The following is an 18410-nucleotide window of genomic DNA, read 5'->3' as shown; positions in this document are numbered from 1 at the left end:
AGACAGGGGTCTTGGGTTTTTCATGCGACGCGTCAAGCCGGCAACACGAGCAGTTTCCTTCGCGGTCCTGGGCGCGCTGTTGCTGGCGCTGTCGGCCTGCAAGAAGCCCGAGACGCAATCGCAGACCCAGCCGATCGTGACGCCGGAACCGGTGACGGTGGAACCGTTGAAGCAGGAGCGGATGGAACTGCCGCCGCTGTTCCGCGACATCGAGAAGCGCACCTTTCAGTTCTTCTGGGACACCAGCAACGAGCAGAACGGCCTGACGCCCGACCGTTATCCGTCGCGGCCGTTCGCCAGCATCGCCTCGGTCGGCTTCGCCCTGACCGCGTACCCGATCGGGATCGAGCGCGGCTGGGTCAGCCGCACCCAGGCGGTCGACCGCACCCTGACCACGCTCAAGTTCCTGCGCGACCTGCCCAGCGGCCCGCAGGCCAGCGGCAAGGGCAGCTATAAGGGCTTCTACTACCACTTCCTCGACATGCAGAAGGGCCAGCGTTACGACAGCTGGGTCGAGCTGTCGAGCGTGGACACCGGCCTGCTGATGATGGGCGTGCTGTTCGCCCAGTCCTACTACGACCGCGACGACGCGCGCGAGAAGGAGATCCGCGAGATCGCCGACACCCTGTACAAGCGGGTGGACTGGCAGTGGCTGCAGCAGAACAAGCCGCTGATCTCGATGGGCTGGTTCCCCGAGTCGGGCTTCATCAAGCACGACTGGGCGGGCTACAACGAGGCCATGCTGCTGTACGTGCTGGCCTTGGGTTCGCCGACCCATCCGGTCGAGCCGGAAGCCTGGACGGTGTGGACGCGCACCTACAACGATGTCTGGGGCGTGTACCAGGGCGAGGAGTTCCTGGCCTTCGGTCCGCTGTTCGGCCACCAGTACAGCCATGTCTGGATCGATTTCCGCGGCATCCAGGACGACTACATGCGCGAGCGCGGGATCGATTATTTCGAGAACAGCCGCCGCGCCGCCTACGCCCAGCGCGCCTACGCGATCGCCAACCCGATGAAGTGGGAGGACTACGGCCCCGAGCTGTGGGGGTTGACCGCCAGCGACGGCCCGCAGCAGACCTTGCAGGAGTATCGCGGCGAGCAGCGCCAGTTCCGCCATTACTCGGCGCGCGGCGCCGGCCTGCGCGAGAACTTCGACGACGGCACCATCGCCCCGACCGCGGCGATCGCCTCGCTGCCGTTCGCGCCGGAGATCGTGATCCCGACCACGGTGTCGATGCACGAGCGCTACGGCGAGTTCATCTATTCCAGCTACGGCTTCCTGGATTCGTTCAATCCCAGCTTCAAGTACGACATCCCGTTCAAGACCGGGCGGCTGGTGCCGGACCAGGGCTGGGTGGCCAGCGACTACATCGGCATCGACCAGGGGCCGATCCTGACCATGATCACGAACTACCGCAACGAGTTCGTGTGGAACGTGATGAAGCGCAATCCCTACATCCGCAGCGGCCTGCAGCGCGCCGGGTTCAAGGGCGGCTGGCTGGCGCCGAAGGACGCCGCGTCGGGCAAGGACGGGGCCAAGCCGGGCGAAGCCAAGGCCGCGCCGGCGGCCAAGCCGTCCGGCACCATCGACCCGGCCACGGCGCGCGCGCTGGGCGAGGCGGAATCGCGCGCCAACCGCGGCAACGCGCCGGCGAAGCAGAATGCGCCGAAACCGGAATGAGGGCGTGAGGGCGGGCGCGCCAGGCATCAGGCGTATGGGCGGCGCACGCGTTGCGGTGCCGATGCGGCTGTGTGACGCGTCATGCAAAAGCAAATCCCCCCTGGCCCGTCCGGCCAGCAGGCACAGCCTGCTGGCGTTCGATCATGCGCGAACCTTCGGTTCGCTAGCGCACGCTCTCACCCTTTTTCAAAGAGGGGAATGGACTTGGCGGCGTCGGCGGGTAGCGTGGGTGTGGCGGATTATCGCGGCGATGGTGCTTACGTTGCTGCTGGGCAGTTGCTCGAGCCGCGACGATCAGCGCACGGTGGTGAAGTTCTGGGCGATGGGCTTCGAGGGTGAAGTCGTGCAGCGCCTGATTCCCGAGTTCGAACGGCGCAATCCGCAGCTGCGGGTCGAAGTGCAGCAACTGCCGATCACCGCCGCGCACGAGAAGCTGCTGACCGCGTTCGCCGGCGATTCGCTGCCGGACGTGGGCGCGATCGGCAATACCTGGATTTCCGAGTTCGCCTTGCTCGACGCGCTGGAGCCGCTGGATCGGCGCCTGGCCGGCGGCTCGGGCCCGCGCGGCGACGACTACTTCGCCGGCGCCTGGGACACCGGCGTGATCGACGGCCGCACCTACGCGGTGCCGTGGTACGTCGAGACCCGCCTGCCGTACTACCGCAAGGATCTGCTCGCTCAGGCTGGGATCGAGCGGCCGCCGGCGACCTGGGCCGAGTGGCGGCAGGCGATGGCCGCGATCAAGCGCGAGGTCGGGCCGGACCGTTACGCAGTGCTGTTTCCGCTCAACGAGCCCGAGCCGCTGCTCAACCTGGGCATCCAGTCGCCCGATCCGCTGCTGCGCGACAACGGCCGCTACGGCAATTTCCGCAGCCCCGGTTTCAAGCGCGCGCTGGCGTTCTACCGCGAGGCCTTCGACCGCAAGTGGGCGCCGCTGGCCAGCAACACTCAGATCGCCAATGTCTGGAACGAGTTCGGCCGCGGCTATTTCAGCTTCTACGTCAACGGCCCCTGGAACATCGCCGAGTTCAAGAAGCGCCTGCCGGCGAACCTGCAGGACCGCTGGATGACCATGCCCTTGCCCGGCGAGCACGGCCCGGGCGCGTCGGTGGCCGGCGGCGCCAGCTTCGTGCTGTTCCGCGGCTCGCGGCAGACGGATGCGGCCTGGAAACTGATCGCGTATCTGTCCGAGCCCGAGGTGCAGGTGCGCTTTCACGGCCTGAGCGGCAACCTGCCGCCGCGGCGCGCCTCGTGGAATGCGCCGGCGCTGCTCGCCGACCCGTACGCGCACGCGTTCCGCGACCAGCTCGAACGCGCGCGGCCGACGCCGAAAGTGCCGGAGTGGGAGCGCATCGCGATGGAGATCAAGCTGGTCGGCGAGCAACTGGCCAACGGCCGGCTCAGCGTCGACGAGGCCGCGGCCGAACTCGACCGCCGCGCCGACCGGATCCTGGAGAAGCGGCGCTGGATGCTCGACCAGCGCACCATCGGCGCCGAGGCCGATGCGGCCGGGGAGGGCGGATGAAGCCGTCCACCGCCGGCTGGGTGTTCGCCGCGCCCGCCTTGAGCGTGATCGGGGTGTTCTTCGCCGTGCCGGTGCTGGCGGCGCTGGCGCTGAGCCTGACCGACTTCGACATCTACGCCCTGGCGCACAGCGAGAACCTGCGCTTCGTCGGCTTCGACAACTATCTGAACCTGCTGCGCAACCCGTTGTTCTGGAGCGCATTGGGCAACACCCTGTACTTCGTCGCGGTCGGCGTGCCGCTGTCGATCGCGGTGTCGCTGGGCGCGGCATTGCTGCTGCATTCGCGCCTGGCCTGGTTCAAGCCCTTGTTCCGCACCGCGTTCTTCGCCCCGGTGGTGACCACGGTGGTCGCGGTGGCGGTGATCTGGCGCTATCTGCTGCACACCCGCTACGGCCTGATCAACTGGGGCCTGGGCCGGTTCGGCATCGATCCGGTGGATTGGCTCGGCGATCCGGACTGGGCGATGCCGGCGATCATCCTGTTCGCGGTGTGGAAGAACTTCGGCTACAACATGATCATCTTCCTCGCCGGCCTGCAGGCGATCCCGGAGGACCTGTACGAGGCGGCGCGCATCGACGGCGCCAGCCCGGCGCGGCAGTTCCGCCACATCACCCTGCCGATCCTCGGCCCGGTGCTGCTGATGGTCAGCATCCTGACCCTGGCCGGCTATTTCCAGTTGTTCGCCGAGCCTTACGTGATCACCCAGGGCGGCCCGCTACAGAGCACGGTCAGCGTGCTGTACCTGATGTACGAAGAAGGCTTCAAGTGGTGGAACCTGGGCAACGCTTCGGCGGTGGCCTTCCTGTTGTTCGTGCTGATGACCGCGACCACCAGCGCGCTGATGTGGATCGCGCGCCGCAAGGGGGTCGAATGAACGAGGCGGGCATGCCGGCCTGGCTGGCCCGGGCCATCGTCAACGGCCTGCTGATCGCGCTGGCTGCGCTAAGCGTGGCGCCGCTGCTGTGGATGCTCGCGGTGTCGCTGATGCAGCCGGGCGAGGCCAGCGCGTTCCCGCCGCCGCTGCTGCCGGCGGCGCCGACCCTGCACAACTACGCCGAGCTGTTCTCGCGCATGGGCATGGGCCGCTACCTGCTCAACAGCTTCCTGATCTCGACCCTGGTCACCGCGATCGCGGTGTTGCTCAACACCCTGGCCGGCTACGCCTTCGCCAAGCTCGCCTTCGCCGGACGCGAGCGGGTGTTCCGGCTGCTGCTGGCGGCGCTGGTGATCCCGGCCCAAGTATCGATGATGCCGCTGTTCCTGATGCTCAAGCAGATGGGCCTGATCAACAGCTACGCCGGCGCGGTGGTGCCGGGCATGGCCGGGATCTTCGGCATCTTCCTGGTGCGCCAGTACGCGCGCTCGATCCCGGACGAGCTGTTGGAGGCGCCGCGCATCGACGGCGCCGGCGAGTGGCGGATCTTCTTCCAGATCGTGCTGCCGGTGCTGCGGCCGATCCTGGTGACCCTGGCGATCTTCAGCTTCCTCGGCGCCTGGAACGATTTCATGTGGCCGCTGATCGTGCTCAGCGACGACAGCCTACAGACCCTGCCGGTGGCGCTGGCTTCGCTGTCGCGCGAGCACGTGCAGGACAACGAAATGATGATGGCCGGTTCGGTGGTGACCGTGGTGCCGGTACTGTTGCTGTTCCTGGCCCTGCAGCGTTACTACCTGCAGGGCCTGCTGGTGGGCAGCGTCAAGGGCTGAGGCCGACGCCGCCGCGACCGCGCCGCGTGCGCGAACAGGCCGCGCACGGCGCGGCACAGAGGTGCGAATGATGGCGACACTAGGCAGCGCGGCGGTCGCCGCGCGCTCGGAAGCGGCGCGGCCGCTGCGGATCGGCGCGCTGGCGCTGCTGGCCGCGATCGGCCTGCCGGCGTCGGCCGCGGCGCAGGGGGCGTCGCGCCTGCTCGACGGCTTCGAATCGGCGGCGCCGTGGACGGTGGTGACGTCCAACCAGGTCCGGGCGAGCCTGCGTCCGGTCGACGGCGCGCAGGGCCGCGGCCTGTGCCTGGACTACGACTTCAACGGCGTGTCCGGTTACGCCGGGCTGCAGCGCGAACTGCCGATCGAGTATCCGGACAACTACCGTTTCGATTTCCGCCTGCGCGGCGATTCGCCGGACAACGACCTGCAGTTCAAGCTGGTCGACGCCAGCGGCGACAACGTGTGGTGGGTCAACAAGCCGCGCTACGTCTACCCCAGGCAATGGACGCCGGTGGCCTACAAGCAGCGCCACATCAGCCGCGCCTGGGGGCCGGCGCCGGATCCGGCCCTGCGCCGCAGCGCCAAGCTCGAATTCACCGTCTACAACAGCGTCGGCGGCAAGGGCTCGGTGTGCTTCGACGAACTGCGCTTCCAGGCTCTGGCCAAGGACGACGGCGCGCCTTTGACCGGGCGCGTAGCGGCGACCTCCAGCGCCAGCGGCAGCCGCGCCGCGTTCGCGACCGACGGCGATCCGGCCACCGCCTGGCGCGCCGGTTTCCAGGTCGCGCCCGATCCCGCGCTGACCCTGGACCTGGGCCGGGTGCGCGAGTTCGGCGGCCTGGCCCTGCGATGGGCCGACGACGAGTTCGCCTCGGATTATCGGATCGAGCTCTCCGACGACGGCCGGCGCTGGCGCGAAGCCTATGCGGTCAGCGGCGGCAACGGCGGCAGCGACCTGCTGCCGCTGCCGGAGAGCGAGGCGCGGTATGTGCGCCTGCTGCCGCTGCACGGCAACGGACTGGGCTTCGGCCTGGCCGAGATCAGCGTGCAGCCGCTGGCGTTCGCGGCGACGCCGAACGATTACGTCAGGCAACTGGCCCAGCGCGCGCCGCGCGGCAGCTATCCGCGCGGCTTCAGCGGCGAGCAACCGTACTGGACCCTGTTCGGCACCGACGGCGGCGCGGTGCAGAGCCTGATCGGCGAGGACGGCGCGATCGAGCCGAACAAGGGCGGCTTCAGCGTCGAACCGTTCCTGTTGAGCGATCGCGGCGCCGGCGCCTCGGCGCATGGCCGGCTGCTGACCTGGGCCGATGCCGAGCTCGGCCAGAGCCTGCAGGACGGCTATCTGCCGATACCGGCGGTGTCGTGGAAGGCCGACGAACTGCATCTGGACATCGTCGCGTTCGCGCCCCAGTCCAGCGATCCCAGCGACCCCCGCGATCTCGGCGCACCCGGCGATGGCCAGCGCATCGTCGCCCGCTACCGGCTGCGCAACGACGCCGCGCAGGCGCGCGACGCCACCCTGGCTCTGGCGGTGCGGCCTTTGCAGGTCAATCCGCCGACCCAGTTCCTCAGCACCACCGGCGGCGTCGGCGCGATCGGCGCGCTCGAGCTCGACCTGGCCGCGGGCACGCTGACGGTGGACGGCCGGCCGGCGCTGCAATCGCTGACGCCGGTGTCGGCCGGCTTCGCCACCGCGCTGCACAGCGGCGAGGCGGTCGAGCGGCTGCGTTCGCCGGCGCCGTGGCCGGACCAGGACGCGGTCACCGACCCGACCGGGCTGGGCTCGGCGGTGCTGCTGTACCCGATGCGGCTGGCGCCGGGCGAAACCCGCGAAGTCGCCTTGGTCATGCCCAGGCGTGGCGACGGCTTCTGGCCGGTGCGCGATCCGGCGTTGGCGGCGCAGTGGCAGGAACGCACCGCGGCGGCGTGGCGCGACAAGCTGGACCGGGTCAGGCTGCGTGTGCCCAAGGCCGGGCAGCACGTGGTCGACACCTTGCGCACCGGCTTGGCGCACATGCTGATCAGCCGGGTCGGCCCGCGCCTGCAGCCGGGCACGCGTTCCTACGCGCGCGCCTGGGTGCGCGACGGCGCGATGATCGGCGAAGGCCTGCTGCGCATGGGGCGCGAGGATGTGGCCGAGGAATTCCTGCGTTGGTACGCGCCGTACCAGTTCGACAACGGCAAGGTGCCGTGCTGCGTCGACGACCGCGGCAGCGACCCGGTGCCGGAGAACGACAGCCACGGCGAACTGATCTTCACCGTCGCCGAGATCTATCGCTACACCCGCGACCGCGCCCTGCTCGAAGCGATGTGGCCGCACGTGGCCGGCGCGGTGCGCTACATGGACGAGTTGCGCCTGAGCGAGCGCACCGAGGCGAACCGCGCGCGCAACCCGGCCTTCTACGGGATGATGCCGGCCTCGATCAGCCACGAGGGCTATTCGGCCAAGCCGATGCACTCGTACTGGGACAATTTCTGGGCCTTGCGCGGCTACAAGGACGCGGCGGACATCGCCCAGTGGCTGGGCAAGGACGAGCAGGCGCGCGCCTTCGCCGCGGCGCGCGACGAGTTCCGCGCCGACCTGTACCGCTCGCTGGAAACCGCGGCGCAGGCGCACAAGATCGACTACCTGCCGGGCGCGGCCGAGCTCGGCGATTTCGACGCGACCTCGACCACCATCGCCCTGGCGCCGGGCGGCGAGCAGGGGTTGTTGCCGGAGCGCTTGCTGCACAACACCTTCGAACGTTACTGGAAGGAGTTCGTCGAACGCCGCGACGGCCGCCGGCAGTGGAAGGACTACACCCCCTACGAGTTGCGCACCATCGGCAGCTTCGTCCGCCTGGGTTGGCGCGAGCGCGCGCACGAGGCGCTGGCGTTCTTCTTCAAGGACCAGCAGCCGCGGGCCTGGAACCAGTGGGCGGAAGTGGTCTCGCGCACGCCGCGCACGCCGTTCTTCGTCGGCGATCTGCCGCACGCCTGGGTCGAATCGGATTACGTGCGCTCGGCGCTGGACCTGTTCGCATACACGCGCGACCGCGACCGCGCGCTGGTGATCGGCGCCGGCGTGCCCGGCGAATGGCTGGCGGGCGAGGGCGTGTCGGTCGAGGGCCTGCGCACGCCTTACGGCGAGTTGGGCTATCGCTTGCGCCGCGACGGCAAACAGCTGCGGCTGAGCCTGGCGTCCGGGCTCGAACTGCCGCCGGGCGGGGTAGTGTTGAAGTGGCCGTACGCCGGCGCTCCGGGCGCGACCCGGGTGGACGGCAAGATCGCGGTGTGGAACGGCGACGAGTTGAAGCTGGAGCGCGCGCCGGCGGAGGTGGTGGTCGAGCTGCGTTGAGGCGTGTACGCGGATCGTACGGCAGATGACGCCGCTGCCACGGCTTGGCGGCAGTGTTCGGTGTCGATCATTGGCGACGACGTTGGGGTTCTGCGCGTTCCCTGTCGCGGCTTACCCCGCTCCTGCACAAGCGGGGTCGCGTGGCATCGCCGTTGGTAGGAGCGGCGTAAGCCGCGACCGCGTTGCCTCCAGACCGGTGCGTCGCTGCACGAAGGATCGCGCTCAGGGGTACCAGTGCACGTCCAGCGGCGCCGGGCCTTGCAGGCCGATCAGCACCGGCCAGCGCTGCAGGTCGCCGCTGGCCAGCGCCTGCAGGAACGCGTCGCGTTTGCCGGCGCCGTGGATCAGCAGGTAGCGCGCCTGCGCCTGGGCCAGGCCGCGCGGGGTCAGGCTGATCCGGCGCGGCCAGTCGCGCGCGCCGGGGCAGCCTTGGGCGTCGACCGCGACATAGGCCTGGCGCGAGGCCAGGGCCCGTTCCAGGCCGGCCATGCCGGGGAACAGCGAGGCAGTGTGGCCGTCTTCGCCCATGCCCAGCACCACCGCGCCGGCCGGCTGCAGCGCGTGCGCATTGGCGGCGGCGACCGCTTCTTCGATGCGTTGGCCGGGCCGGGTCAGGGATTCGAAGCGCGCCGCGGCGGCGTTGTCGCGCAGCAGGTGCTGGCGCACCAGCCAGGCGTTGCTGTCGGGATCGCCGGGCTGCAGCCAGCGCTCGTCGACCAGGGCCACGTCGACCCGGGCCCAGTCCAGCGGCGCGCGCGCCAGGGCGCGATACACCGGCGCCGGGGTGGTGCCGCCGGACAGCAGCAGCCGCGCGCGCGAGCGGCGCTGCAGTTCGCGCCGCAGTTCGGCGGCGATCGCCACCGCGCAGGCCCAGGTCCAGTGATCGATGCTGCGGTGTTCGTGCCAACGGTACGGCGCGGCCACGGTCTGGGCCGGGTCGTGCGGCACGGGCAGGGAGTCCTCGAGCATGCGCCGATCTTCGCACGACGCGCTTTAAAACGGCGTTTGCGCGGGCGCCGCCGAGCGGGCCGGGGCCCGGATGCACGAACGGCCGGACGCAAGGTCCGGCCGTTCGCTCGGTCGTCGCGCGCCGGTGACGGCGCGACGGTGACTGCGATGGCCCGCTACGGAGCCTACGCCGGCACGCGCTGCGCCGCCAGCGCCGCGGCGCCGAGCAGACCGGGCTGCGGGTGGGTCACCGCCAGGGTCGGGATCCGCGCCATGGTCGGCGAGAACCGGCCCTTGTGCTCGAAGCGCTGGCGGAAGCCGGAATGGGCCAGCCACGGCATCAGCTTGGGCACCAGGCCGCCGGGCAGGAACACGCCGTCCCAGGCGCCCAGGGTCAGCACCAGGTCGCCGGCGGCGGCGCCGAACACCGCGCAGAACAGGTCGATCGCGCGCAGGCAGCGGGCGTCGCCTTCGCGCGCCATCGCGGTGATGTCGGCCGGCTGCAGCGGGCCGGGGTCTTCGCCGGCGATCTGGCTCAGCGCGCGGTGCAGGTTGACCAGGCCGCTGCCGCTGATCAGGCGCTCGTTGGAGACCCGGCCGAACTCGCCCGACAGGCGCTGCAGCACCTCGATCTCCTCCGGCGTGCCCGGGGCGAAGCTGACGTGGCCGCCTTCGGTCTGCAGCGGGTAGTAGCGGCCGTCGCGGCGCAGCAGGCCGCCGACGCCGAGGCCGGTGCCGGGGCCGATGATGGCGTAGGTGCGGTCGCGCTCGTCGTCCCAGCCGTTCCAGCGCGCGCCGCCGATCGGCACCACATCGGTCGGCTGCAGCAGCGACACCGCCATCGCCTGCGCGGCGAAATCGTTGACCAGGTCGATCCGGCTCAGCCCCAGCGCCAGGCGGGTGCGTTCGGCCGAAATCACCCAGGGGTGATTGGTGATCCGCGCCTCGTCGCCGTCGACCCGTCCGGCCACCGCGAACACGCCATGGGTGGGCGTGGCGCCGCTGCGGTCGAGGTAGTGGCGGGCCGCATCGGCCAGCGAGGGGAAGTCGGCGACGGCGAAAACCTGCACGCTGTCCGCGCACAACTGCGGGCGCGCGCCGTCGGTCTTCGACAGGGCGAAGCGGGCGTTGGTGCCGCCGATGTCCGCGAGCAGGGCGCCGCTCATGCGCGGCCTCCGCGTTGGCCGTTCAGCGGCGGCAGGAAAGCCTCGGCTTCGGCCGGGCCCCAGGAGCCGGCAGGGTACTCCAGCACCGGCTGGCGGTTGCGGCTCCAGGCCTGTTCGATGCTGTCGATCCACTGCCAGGCCGCTTCGATTTCGTCGTCGCGCACGAACAGGGTCTGGTTGCCGCGCAGCGCGTCGACCAGCAGCCGCTCGTAGGCGATGCGCCGCTGCGGCGAGGACGACATCGACAAGTCCAGCGACATCGGCCGCAGTTCCAGCGCGCCCCATTCCGGCGCGGCCAGGCTGCCCATCAGGCCGAGCTCGATGGTCTCGTCCGGCTGCAGGCGCATGCGCAGGTGGTTGGGACGTTCGCGGCCGCGCTTGGGCCGGTCGAACAGCCAGTGCGCGACCGGGCGGAACGAGACCACCACTTCGGTCGCGCGTTCGGCCAGGCGCTTGCCGGTGACCAGCCGGAACGGCACCCCGGCCCAGCGCCAGTTGTCGATCCAGGTCTGCACCGCGACGAAGGTTTCCACCGGCTGGTCGTGGACGAAGCCCTTGACCGCGCGGCCTTCGACCACGCCGGCGCCGTAGCGGCCGCGCACGGTGTGCTCGGCCACGTCGGCCTCGCTCATCGGCCGCAGCGCGCGCAGCACCTTGCGCTTCTCGTCGCGGATGCTGTCGGCGTCCAGCGCCGACGGCGGCTCCATCGCGATCAGCGCCAGCAGTTGCAGCATGTGGTTCTGGACCATGTCGCGCAGCGCGCCGTAGTCGGCGTAATAGCCTTCGCGGCCGTCGACGCCGGCGGTCTCGCCGACCAGGATGTCGACCGACTCGATCCAGCGGTGCTGCCACACCGCTTCCAGCAAGGTGTTGCCGAAGCGCAGGGCGAGCAGGTTCTGCACCGCCGCCTTGCCCAGGTAATGGTCGATGCGGAAGATCCGGGTTTCGTCCAGGCAGGCCTTGAGTGCGGCGTTGATCGCGCGCGCCGAGGCTAGGTCGCGGCCGATCGGTTTTTCCAGGACCAGGCGCGATTCGCCGTCGAGCAGGCCGGCGGCCTTCAGGCCCTGGGCGCAGGGCACGAACAGGTCCGGCGGGGTGGCCAGGTAGCTGACGCTGGGGCGGTCGGCGTAGGCCGACAGCGCCTGCGCGATCGCGGTCTCGTCGCGCAGGTCGACCGAGACATAGGCGATCCGCGCCAGCAGGTCTTCGACCACGCCGGCGTCGTCGGCGGCCTCGGCCGCCATGCGCTCGCGCAGCCAGGCGCGGAATTCTTCGTCGCTCAGTTCCTGCCGGCCGACCGCGACGATGCGGAAGCCCGGCGGCAACAGGCGGTCGCGCCACAGATGGACCAGGGACGGAAACAGGTAACGCTGGGAGAGATCGCCGGTGGCGCCGAACAACAGCAGGGTGTCGTGCATGGAACGCGCGGACCAAAGGGGGAAGGGGGAAACTCGGGCGATCGCGGCCGGCTTTCGAGCCGATGCGCGCGCGGACGCCGAGGCGGGGTCAAGCATATCGCCGCGGGGGCGTCCGGCGACATAGCGGCCGGACGCGGCGATGCCGCGTGTCGCGATGCGCGCGATGGCGGCGCGGATGGCGCATTCTTGCCGGCACACTCGTGCGCGACGGTGGGCGCAGGCGACCCGATCGCGGCCACGGTGCCGGCCGTCGCGGACGCGTGCGCGTCGCCGCGGCCCGGCCGCCGACGATGCGCGGACAGGGACGGGCGCCGGGTTCACGGCCCACCCTGCGCGAGGGTACGGTGGAGGCGGCGGCAGCGAGGCTCGGGCAAGAGGCGGTTCCGTGTCGCGGCACACCGGAAGGGCGTGCATGTAAACGGTTACATGGCAGAATAGCCGAGGGCGGCGCCGAATGCACCGCCGCGCTCGTTTTCGTCGGAGAGTTCATGGCCAAGGTCACCCTGGATCGTCTGCGCAAGGTTTATCCGAACGGTTATGTCGGCGTGGCCGATGCCAGTTTCCAGATCGAGGACGGCGAGCTGCTGGTGCTGGTCGGGCCCTCGGGCTGCGGCAAGTCGACCCTGCTGCGCATGGTCGCCGGCCTGGAAACGATCAGCGAGGGCGAACTGCGCATCGGCGAGCGCCGGGTCAACGATGTGCCGCCGAAGGACCGCGACATCGCCATGGTGTTCCAGAGCTACGCGCTGTATCCGCATATGAGCGTGGCCGAGAACCTCGGCTTCGGGCTCAAGCTGCGCGGCGCCGGCAAGGCCGAGATCGCCGAGCGGGTCGGCGCGGCCGCGGCGATGCTGGAGCTGGAGCCGCTGCTGCAGCGCAAGCCGGCGGCGCTGTCCGGCGGCCAGCGCCAGCGCGTCGCGCTGGGCCGGGCCCTGGTGCGGCAGCCGCAGGTGTTCCTGCTCGACGAGCCGTTGTCCAACCTCGACGCCAAGCTGCGCATGGGCATGCGGGTCGAGATCGCGCGCCTGCACCGCCAGCTCGGCACGACCATGATCTACGTCACCCACGATCAGATCGAAGCGATGACCCTGGGCCATCGGATCGTGGTGATGAAGCAGGGCCACGTGCAGCAGATCGACACGCCGATGGCGCTGTACGAGCGCCCGGTGAACCTGTTCGTGGCCACCTTCCTCGGCAGCCCGAAGATGAACACCCTGAGCGGCGTGGTCGGCGAGCGCGGCGACGGCCTGGTCCTGCGCGTCGCCGACGGCGTCGAACTGCCGCTGCGCCCGGCGGGTAAGGCGGCCGAGGCCGTGCGCGGCTATCTCGGGCGCGAGCTGATCGTCGGCCTGCGTCCCGAACACCTGCGTCCGGCCGCGGCCGGCGCGGACACGCTGGCGACCCGGGTCGAAGTGGTCGAGCCGGTCGGCAACGAAGCCTTCCTCAACCTGCGCTGCGGCGGCGACGAACTGGTCGTGCGCCTGCCGCCCTACGACCTGCCCAAGGTCGGCGACGAACTGCACCTGGCGTACGAGGCCGAGCGCATGCATTTCTTCGATCCGGGCAGTGAGGCGGCTTTGGCGCGGGATTAGGGATTGGGGATTGGGGATTGGGCGGTTTGGGGTAGGAGCGGCGCGAGCCGCGACCGCGGGCGTGCATGTCGCCGCGTCGCGATCCGCAGGTTGCGCGGTCGCGGCTTGCGCCGCTCCTACCCTTGCCCGGGAAAACGACCCGCGCCGTGCCCGCAGGAGAGGGGAGACGGGCACGGCGCAGGCCGCGAAACCGATTCGATGCGCCCCCGGAACCGCCGCTCAGTAGAACCCCTTGCGCACGCTCAGCCCGACGATGCGCGGGTCGAGGGTGAACACGTTGGTGGTCAGGCCGCTGTCGTCGCTGTTGACGAAGGCGTCGGTGATCGGGGTCTTGTCGAACGCGTTCTTGACGTACAACTGCACGCTCAGGTCCGACTGCGGGCGGTTCAGGGTCAGGGAGAAATTGGCGTTGCTCCACGAGCGCAGCCGGTCGTTGACCGTGTTGTAGACCCGCGCATAGCTCTTGCTCTGCCGGTAGTAATCGCCGCGCACGGTCAGGTCCCAGCTGTCGCCGAGCAGGAAGGTGTATTGCGCGCCCAGGTTGAAGGTCAGCCGCGGCGCGTTCGGCAACTCGTTGCCGCCGAGGTCGGCGTAGAAGCCCTGGCCGCCGTTGGGGCCGTCCGTGCGCGGGTCGTAGCTGAAGCCCAATAGCGATTCGTAGAACCCGCCCGGCAACAGGTCGCCGCCGAGGAAGAACTTGGGGCTGCAGAAGTTGTTGAGGATGGTCGGGGCGATGTTGTAGTCGCCGGCCACGGCGAGGATGCGCTCGACGTAGTCCTTGGGCGCGACGCAGTTGGATGCCTGCTGCAGCCACGGCCGCACCACCACCCAGTCCGGGTCGCCCTGGGTGCGGTTCATCACGTCGATCGAGCGCTCGCCGTCGGCGATGCGGGTCTTGAGCCAGCCCAGGTTCGCGTCCAGGCGCAGCCGGTCGGTCGGCTTCCAGGCCAGTTCCAGCTCCAGGCCGTAGGAGGTCGCGTCGAAGTTCTCGTTGAACGCGCTGCGGTCGACGATCTGCGAGACCTGGTAATCGCGGTAGTCGTAATAGAACGCCGAGGCGTTGAACTGCAGCTTGCCGCCGGCGAAGCTGTTCTTGGTGCCGATCTCGAAGGCGTTGACGTACTCCGGGGCGAAGGTGGCGTCGCGCGGGATGAAGCCGAGGAATTCCGGGTCGGCGCCGATGCCCGGCGAATTGGTGCCGCCGGCCTTGTAGCCGCGCGCCAGCGAGGCGTAGACCAGGGTGTCGTCGGTGTAGGCCAGGTCCGGTTTCCAGTCCAGCACCAGGCGGCCGGTGAACTTGCCCCAGCTCTGGCGCACGTCGGGCAGGGTCGGGTAGCCGCTGTTGACCAGGCCGCCGCCGCGCAGTCCCGGCGCCAGCAGCAGCTGGCTCGGCACCGGCGTGGTGATCTTGGTGTCGTCGGTGTAGCGCAGGCCGGCGGTCAGCTTGACCGTGTCCGACAGCTGCCAATAGCCCTCGCCGAACACCGCCCAGGAGCGGGTGCGGGCGATGTTGCGGCTGCGGAAATAGTTGTGGCCCTTGCCGTCGATGCGGTCGATCGGGTTCGGGTCGATGTACACGCACTGCAGGTAGAACGGCAGGCTCGGGTCTAGATTCTGCGGGCAGTCCAGCGGCGGGTAGCCGGCGATGCCGCGCAGCGCGTCCTGGTTGTAGAAGCCTTGGGCGAGCAGGGAGAAGATGTTGTTGAAGACGTAGTAGTCCTCGTCGATCTCGAAGTCCAGGTAGTTGGCGCCGACGTTGAAATTGAAGCGGCCGTCGAAGTCCGACTGCAGGCGCAGCTCCTGCGACCACTGCTTGCTGCGCGCGCGGCTCAGGTCGACCGCCAGATAGCCGGTCGAGGGGCCGAGCTGCGGGTCGGTGTAGACGCCGCCCGGGGTCAGCGCGAAGGCCGGATTGCCCTCGTCGTCGACCGCGCCGTCGGAATCGCTGAAGATCGGCACCGAAGCGAAGCGGCCGTAATCCTGGGTCGAGTAGTAGTCGTCCTTGGAGTACGCGCTTTGCGAGACCAGGCTCAGGCCGTTGCCGAGGTCGAAATCGAAATTGAGCTGGACCACGTCGTTCTCGGCCTTGAAGCGCGGGTCGTAGCTGGTCGCGATCTCGCGCAGGTCGCGCGACTGGCGCGCGTTGCCGAACGGATCGATCGGCGCGGTCACGCCGCCGCGCAGCGCGTAAACGAAATCGCTGAAATCCGGCAGCCAGCCGAGCTTGACGAAGCCCGGCGCGACCAGCATCTGCGGCAGGCTGGCGCCGTTGGGCGTGCCGAAGGCGTCGTCGTCGTAGAGCGAGCCGGGCAGGCAGGCCTGGCTCAGGTATTCGCGGTAGAACGGCGCGTCGGTCGCGCTCGCGCCGACCCGTTCCGGGCCGGGATCGCGGTGGCACAGCTGCTTGCCGGTGCGCGAGCGGCGGTCGTCTTCTTCGAAATGCTCCCAGACCAGGCTGGCGCGCACCCGCTCGTTCGGCGTCCATAGTACCGAGCCGCGCGCCGACCACAGGTCGCGGTCGTTGACGTCGCGGCGGGTGACGGTGTTGTAGTCGTAGCCGTCGCGGCGGGTCCAGGCGCCGGCCAGGCGGAACGCCAGGCTGTCGCCGGCCGGCAGGTTGAGCATGCCGGCGACGCGGCGGCTGTCGTAGTTGCCGACCTCGCCCTTGAGATTGGCCTCGAAGCCGTCGAGGCTGGGCAGGTTGGGAATCATGTTGACCACGCCGCCGGTGGCGTTGCGGCCGTACAAGGTGCCTTGCGGGCCGCGCAGCACCTCGATCCGGTCGACGTCGAAGTACTCCTGCTCGAACAGGCGATTGCGGATCAGCGGGGTGCTGTTGAAGCTCACCGCCACGCCGGGGTCGGTGGTCACCGACAAGGCCTTGGTGCCGACGCCGCGGATCGAGAAGTTGTAGCTGGCGAAATTGCTCTTGGAGAAGTTCACGTTCGGGGTCGCCCGCAACAGCTCGGCGCCGCCTTCGATCTTGAGTTCGTCCAGGGATTGGGCGCTGAACACCGACAGCGCGATCGGCACGTCCTGGATGCGTTCGGCGCGCTTTTGCGCGGTGACGATGACCGCGTCCAGCGTGGTCGCATCGGCGGCCGCGGCCGCCGATGCGCCGTCCTGGGCGGCGGCTTGCTGAGCAACGGACTGCTGAGCAACGGCCTGCGCCGCCAGGCCGGACAGCAGGGCCAGCAGCAAGGCGCGGCGCCGCGGCGCGGTGGGCGAACGTGGATGACTCGACGGCATCGGATATCCCCCTCGTGGAATGGCGCGCGGCGGCGTTCGCGATCGGCCGGCCTGCGCTGGATGGCCTGGCAATGGGTGAGCGGTGGGTGGGCGACGGACGCGCGGCCTGCGTTCCCCTGGATCGCGGCCGGCGGCGGCGAGCGGCTGCGCAAGGTCCGGAGCCTTGCGCAACCGCGCAGGCTTACGGCCAGGCGATGCCCACGGTGGGCCACGTGGTCAGGGTGCCGCTGACCCGGCAATTGCCCGGCAGGACGGTGTCGAAGGTGAACACGCCGCCGACCAGGGTGCCGCGCACCGTGCCCTGGCAGGCGATCAGGCCCAGCGCGACCACGCGCACGTTGCGCAGCTCGCCGGTGGTCGGCGAGGTCGGCACCAACTGCCAGGTGTTCTGGCCCTTGATCACGCTGCAGATCAGCGAGCTGCCGACGAAGGTCGAGGCCGGCCCGTTGATGGTGCCGTTGCCGAAAGCGTCGATGCTGCCGTAGAAGGTCGACGTGCACGGCCCGCCGACGCCGCCGGGACCGGTGAGGTTGGTCGGGCCGCTGGCGCTGAAGCCGCTGTTGACCGGGGTCAGCGAAGCCGCCGACGCCGCACTTGCCGCGAACGCACCGACAGCGATCAGGGAAACCCACGCGAAAGTTCGGATTGCGGACATGGTCTAGTCTCCAAACAGGCTGGAAAGGTGAGGTGCAATGCACCGTTGCGCCGCGGCCGCTGTGCCGCGACGGGTCAGGACGGCCGCGCCGCGACGCATGCGGCGGAGGCTGGGGCGGAGCGCCGGGAGCGTCGCGATGCCCGCGTGGCATCGCCCGGTGGTCCGCACGGCGCCGGTCCTGGGCCGGCGCGATTCGTTGGTCGCTATCGCCGCGGCGGCGAGGGCGGAGCGCGGCCCGGGGGGGTCATGTCTCCACCACCTCGACCGCCCACGGCGGCAGGATTCCCGAAGGCTTGCGCGCTGCCGCCTGCGCATCGGCGGCCTGGGCCGCGGCGTCGGCGAGCAGCACCACGCGCTCGACCTTGCCGATCTGTTCGGCGTTGCCGAACGGTTCGGTCAGGGTCGGCGAAATGAAGGTGATCAAGCGCGCCAGCACCAGCGAGTCGCTGACTTCCTCGCCCATGCACAGCGCGGCGATCAGCTCGTCCATGTTCTCGCCGGCCAGCACCCCGGCCAGCGCCTTCAGGCACAGGTGCAGGCGCATGCCCAATTCGTTGCGCGACAGATAGGGCAGGGCGCGGGCGAACGCGCCGAAGAAGCGGCCGAAGATCGGCTGGTAGTGTTCGCGCAGATAGTCGCGGATGAACGGCGAGGGATCGCTGTAGACGCGGCCGAGCAGGCGCACGAAGGCCGGGCCGTTGGCGCGGTTGCGGCCCATGCGCAGCGCCGGCACGAACAGCGCGCTGAGCACCGCGGCGGCGTCCATGGCCTCGGTGCCGTAGCGTTGCTCGCACACGTCGAGCAGGCGCAGGCGTTCCTGGTTGAGCCGGTCGAAACGCTCCTGCAGCAGTTCCTGGATCAGCGCCTCCTTGCTGCCGAAGTGGTAGTTGACCGCGGCCAGGTTGGTCACCGCGCGGCCGGTGATCTGGCGCAGCGACATGGCTTCGTAGCCGTGCTCGATGAACAAGGCCTCGGCCGCCTCGAGCAGGCGGGCCTTGGTGTTGCCGGGCAGCAGCGGGCGAGTGTTCATCGGCGCTCGTGGGCGGGGCGCGACGCGGCAGTCGGTCGGACGCGCACTTGGTTCGGCATCGAAGGACGGCTTGAGACGGCAGCTTGAAGCGGCAGCTT

The 18410-nt window shown here is 69.9% G+C and carries 12 protein-coding genes; 6 read left to right on the top strand and 6 right to left on the bottom strand.

Annotated features, from left to right (window positions below; translation table 11 throughout):
• The first annotated feature begins 22 nt into the window (after window positions 1-22).
• From K4L06_RS18905 to K4L06_RS18885, 5 genes are all read left to right on the top strand, one after another.
• A complete protein-coding gene (locus tag K4L06_RS18905; RefSeq protein WP_221672868.1) occupies window positions 23-1681 on the top strand; it encodes a glucoamylase family protein in 1659 nt (552 codons plus the stop codon).
• Window positions 1682-1931: 250 nt separating this feature from the next.
• Window positions 1932-3206, top strand: coding sequence for a sugar ABC transporter substrate-binding protein (locus K4L06_RS18900; RefSeq protein ID WP_221672867.1), 1275 nt, complete (start codon window positions 1932-1934; stop codon window positions 3204-3206).
• Window positions 3203-4081, top strand: coding sequence for a sugar ABC transporter permease (locus tag K4L06_RS18895; RefSeq protein ID WP_221672866.1), 879 nt, complete (start codon window positions 3203-3205; stop codon window positions 4079-4081). Before K4L06_RS18900 ends, K4L06_RS18895 begins: the two co-directional genes overlap by 4 nt.
• On the top strand, window positions 4078-4914 hold the full coding sequence (locus K4L06_RS18890; RefSeq protein ID WP_255595254.1) for a carbohydrate ABC transporter permease: 837 nt from the start codon (window positions 4078-4080) through the stop codon (window positions 4912-4914). The genes K4L06_RS18895 and K4L06_RS18890 overlap by 4 nt, the downstream gene beginning before the upstream one ends.
• Before the next feature lie 70 nt (window positions 4915-4984).
• Window positions 4985-8254, top strand: coding sequence for a discoidin domain-containing protein (locus K4L06_RS18885; RefSeq protein ID WP_221673690.1), 3270 nt, complete (start codon window positions 4985-4987; stop codon window positions 8252-8254).
• Window positions 8255-8476: 222 nt separating this feature from the next.
• On the opposite strand, the gene pgl is transcribed toward K4L06_RS18885, so the two are convergent.
• The 3 genes from pgl to zwf all read right to left on the bottom strand — a co-directional run bounded on the left by pgl (window position 8477) and on the right by zwf (window position 11786).
• Window positions 8477-9223, bottom strand: coding sequence for a 6-phosphogluconolactonase (gene pgl, locus K4L06_RS18880; protein WP_221672865.1), 747 nt, complete (start codon window positions 9221-9223; stop codon window positions 8477-8479).
• Between the two features lie 164 nt (window positions 9224-9387).
• Window positions 9388-10368: a glucokinase gene (glk, locus tag K4L06_RS18875; RefSeq protein WP_221672864.1), complete on the bottom strand. Its 981-nt coding sequence runs from the start codon at window positions 10366-10368 to the stop codon at window positions 9388-9390.
• Window positions 10365-11786 carry a glucose-6-phosphate dehydrogenase gene (zwf, locus tag K4L06_RS18870; protein WP_221672863.1) on the bottom strand — a complete coding sequence of 474 codons (1422 nt, stop codon included), beginning with the start codon at window positions 11784-11786 and terminating at the stop codon, window positions 10365-10367. The genes glk and zwf overlap by 4 nt, the downstream gene beginning before the upstream one ends.
• 488 nt (window positions 11787-12274) lie before the next feature.
• Between zwf and ugpC the strand changes: the two genes are divergently transcribed.
• Window positions 12275-13378 (top strand): sn-glycerol-3-phosphate ABC transporter ATP-binding protein UgpC, encoded by a 1104-nt coding sequence (gene ugpC, locus K4L06_RS18865; RefSeq protein WP_221672862.1) that lies wholly within the window; start codon window positions 12275-12277, stop codon window positions 13376-13378.
• Between the two features lie 219 nt (window positions 13379-13597).
• Here ugpC and K4L06_RS18860 read toward each other — a convergent pair whose 3' ends face one another.
• From K4L06_RS18860 to K4L06_RS18850, 3 genes are all read right to left on the bottom strand, one after another.
• On the bottom strand, window positions 13598-16627 hold the full coding sequence (locus K4L06_RS18860) for a TonB-dependent receptor (RefSeq protein ID WP_221672861.1): 3030 nt from the start codon (window positions 16625-16627) through the stop codon (window positions 13598-13600).
• Between the two features lie 181 nt (window positions 16628-16808).
• On the bottom strand, window positions 16809-17282 hold the full coding sequence (locus K4L06_RS18855; protein ID WP_221672860.1) for a hypothetical protein: 474 nt from the start codon (window positions 17280-17282) through the stop codon (window positions 16809-16811).
• Between the two features lie 244 nt (window positions 17283-17526).
• On the bottom strand, window positions 17527-18312 hold the full coding sequence (locus K4L06_RS18850; protein ID WP_221672859.1) for a TetR/AcrR family transcriptional regulator: 786 nt from the start codon (window positions 18310-18312) through the stop codon (window positions 17527-17529).
• Window positions 18313-18410 lie beyond the last annotated feature (98 nt).

The organism is Lysobacter sp. BMK333-48F3 (assembly GCF_019733395.1).
GTDB lineage: Bacteria > Pseudomonadota > Gammaproteobacteria > Xanthomonadales > Xanthomonadaceae > Lysobacter.
The sequence above is the reverse complement of the archived record's forward strand: the minus strand, read 5'-3'. Positions and strand labels throughout refer to the sequence as shown.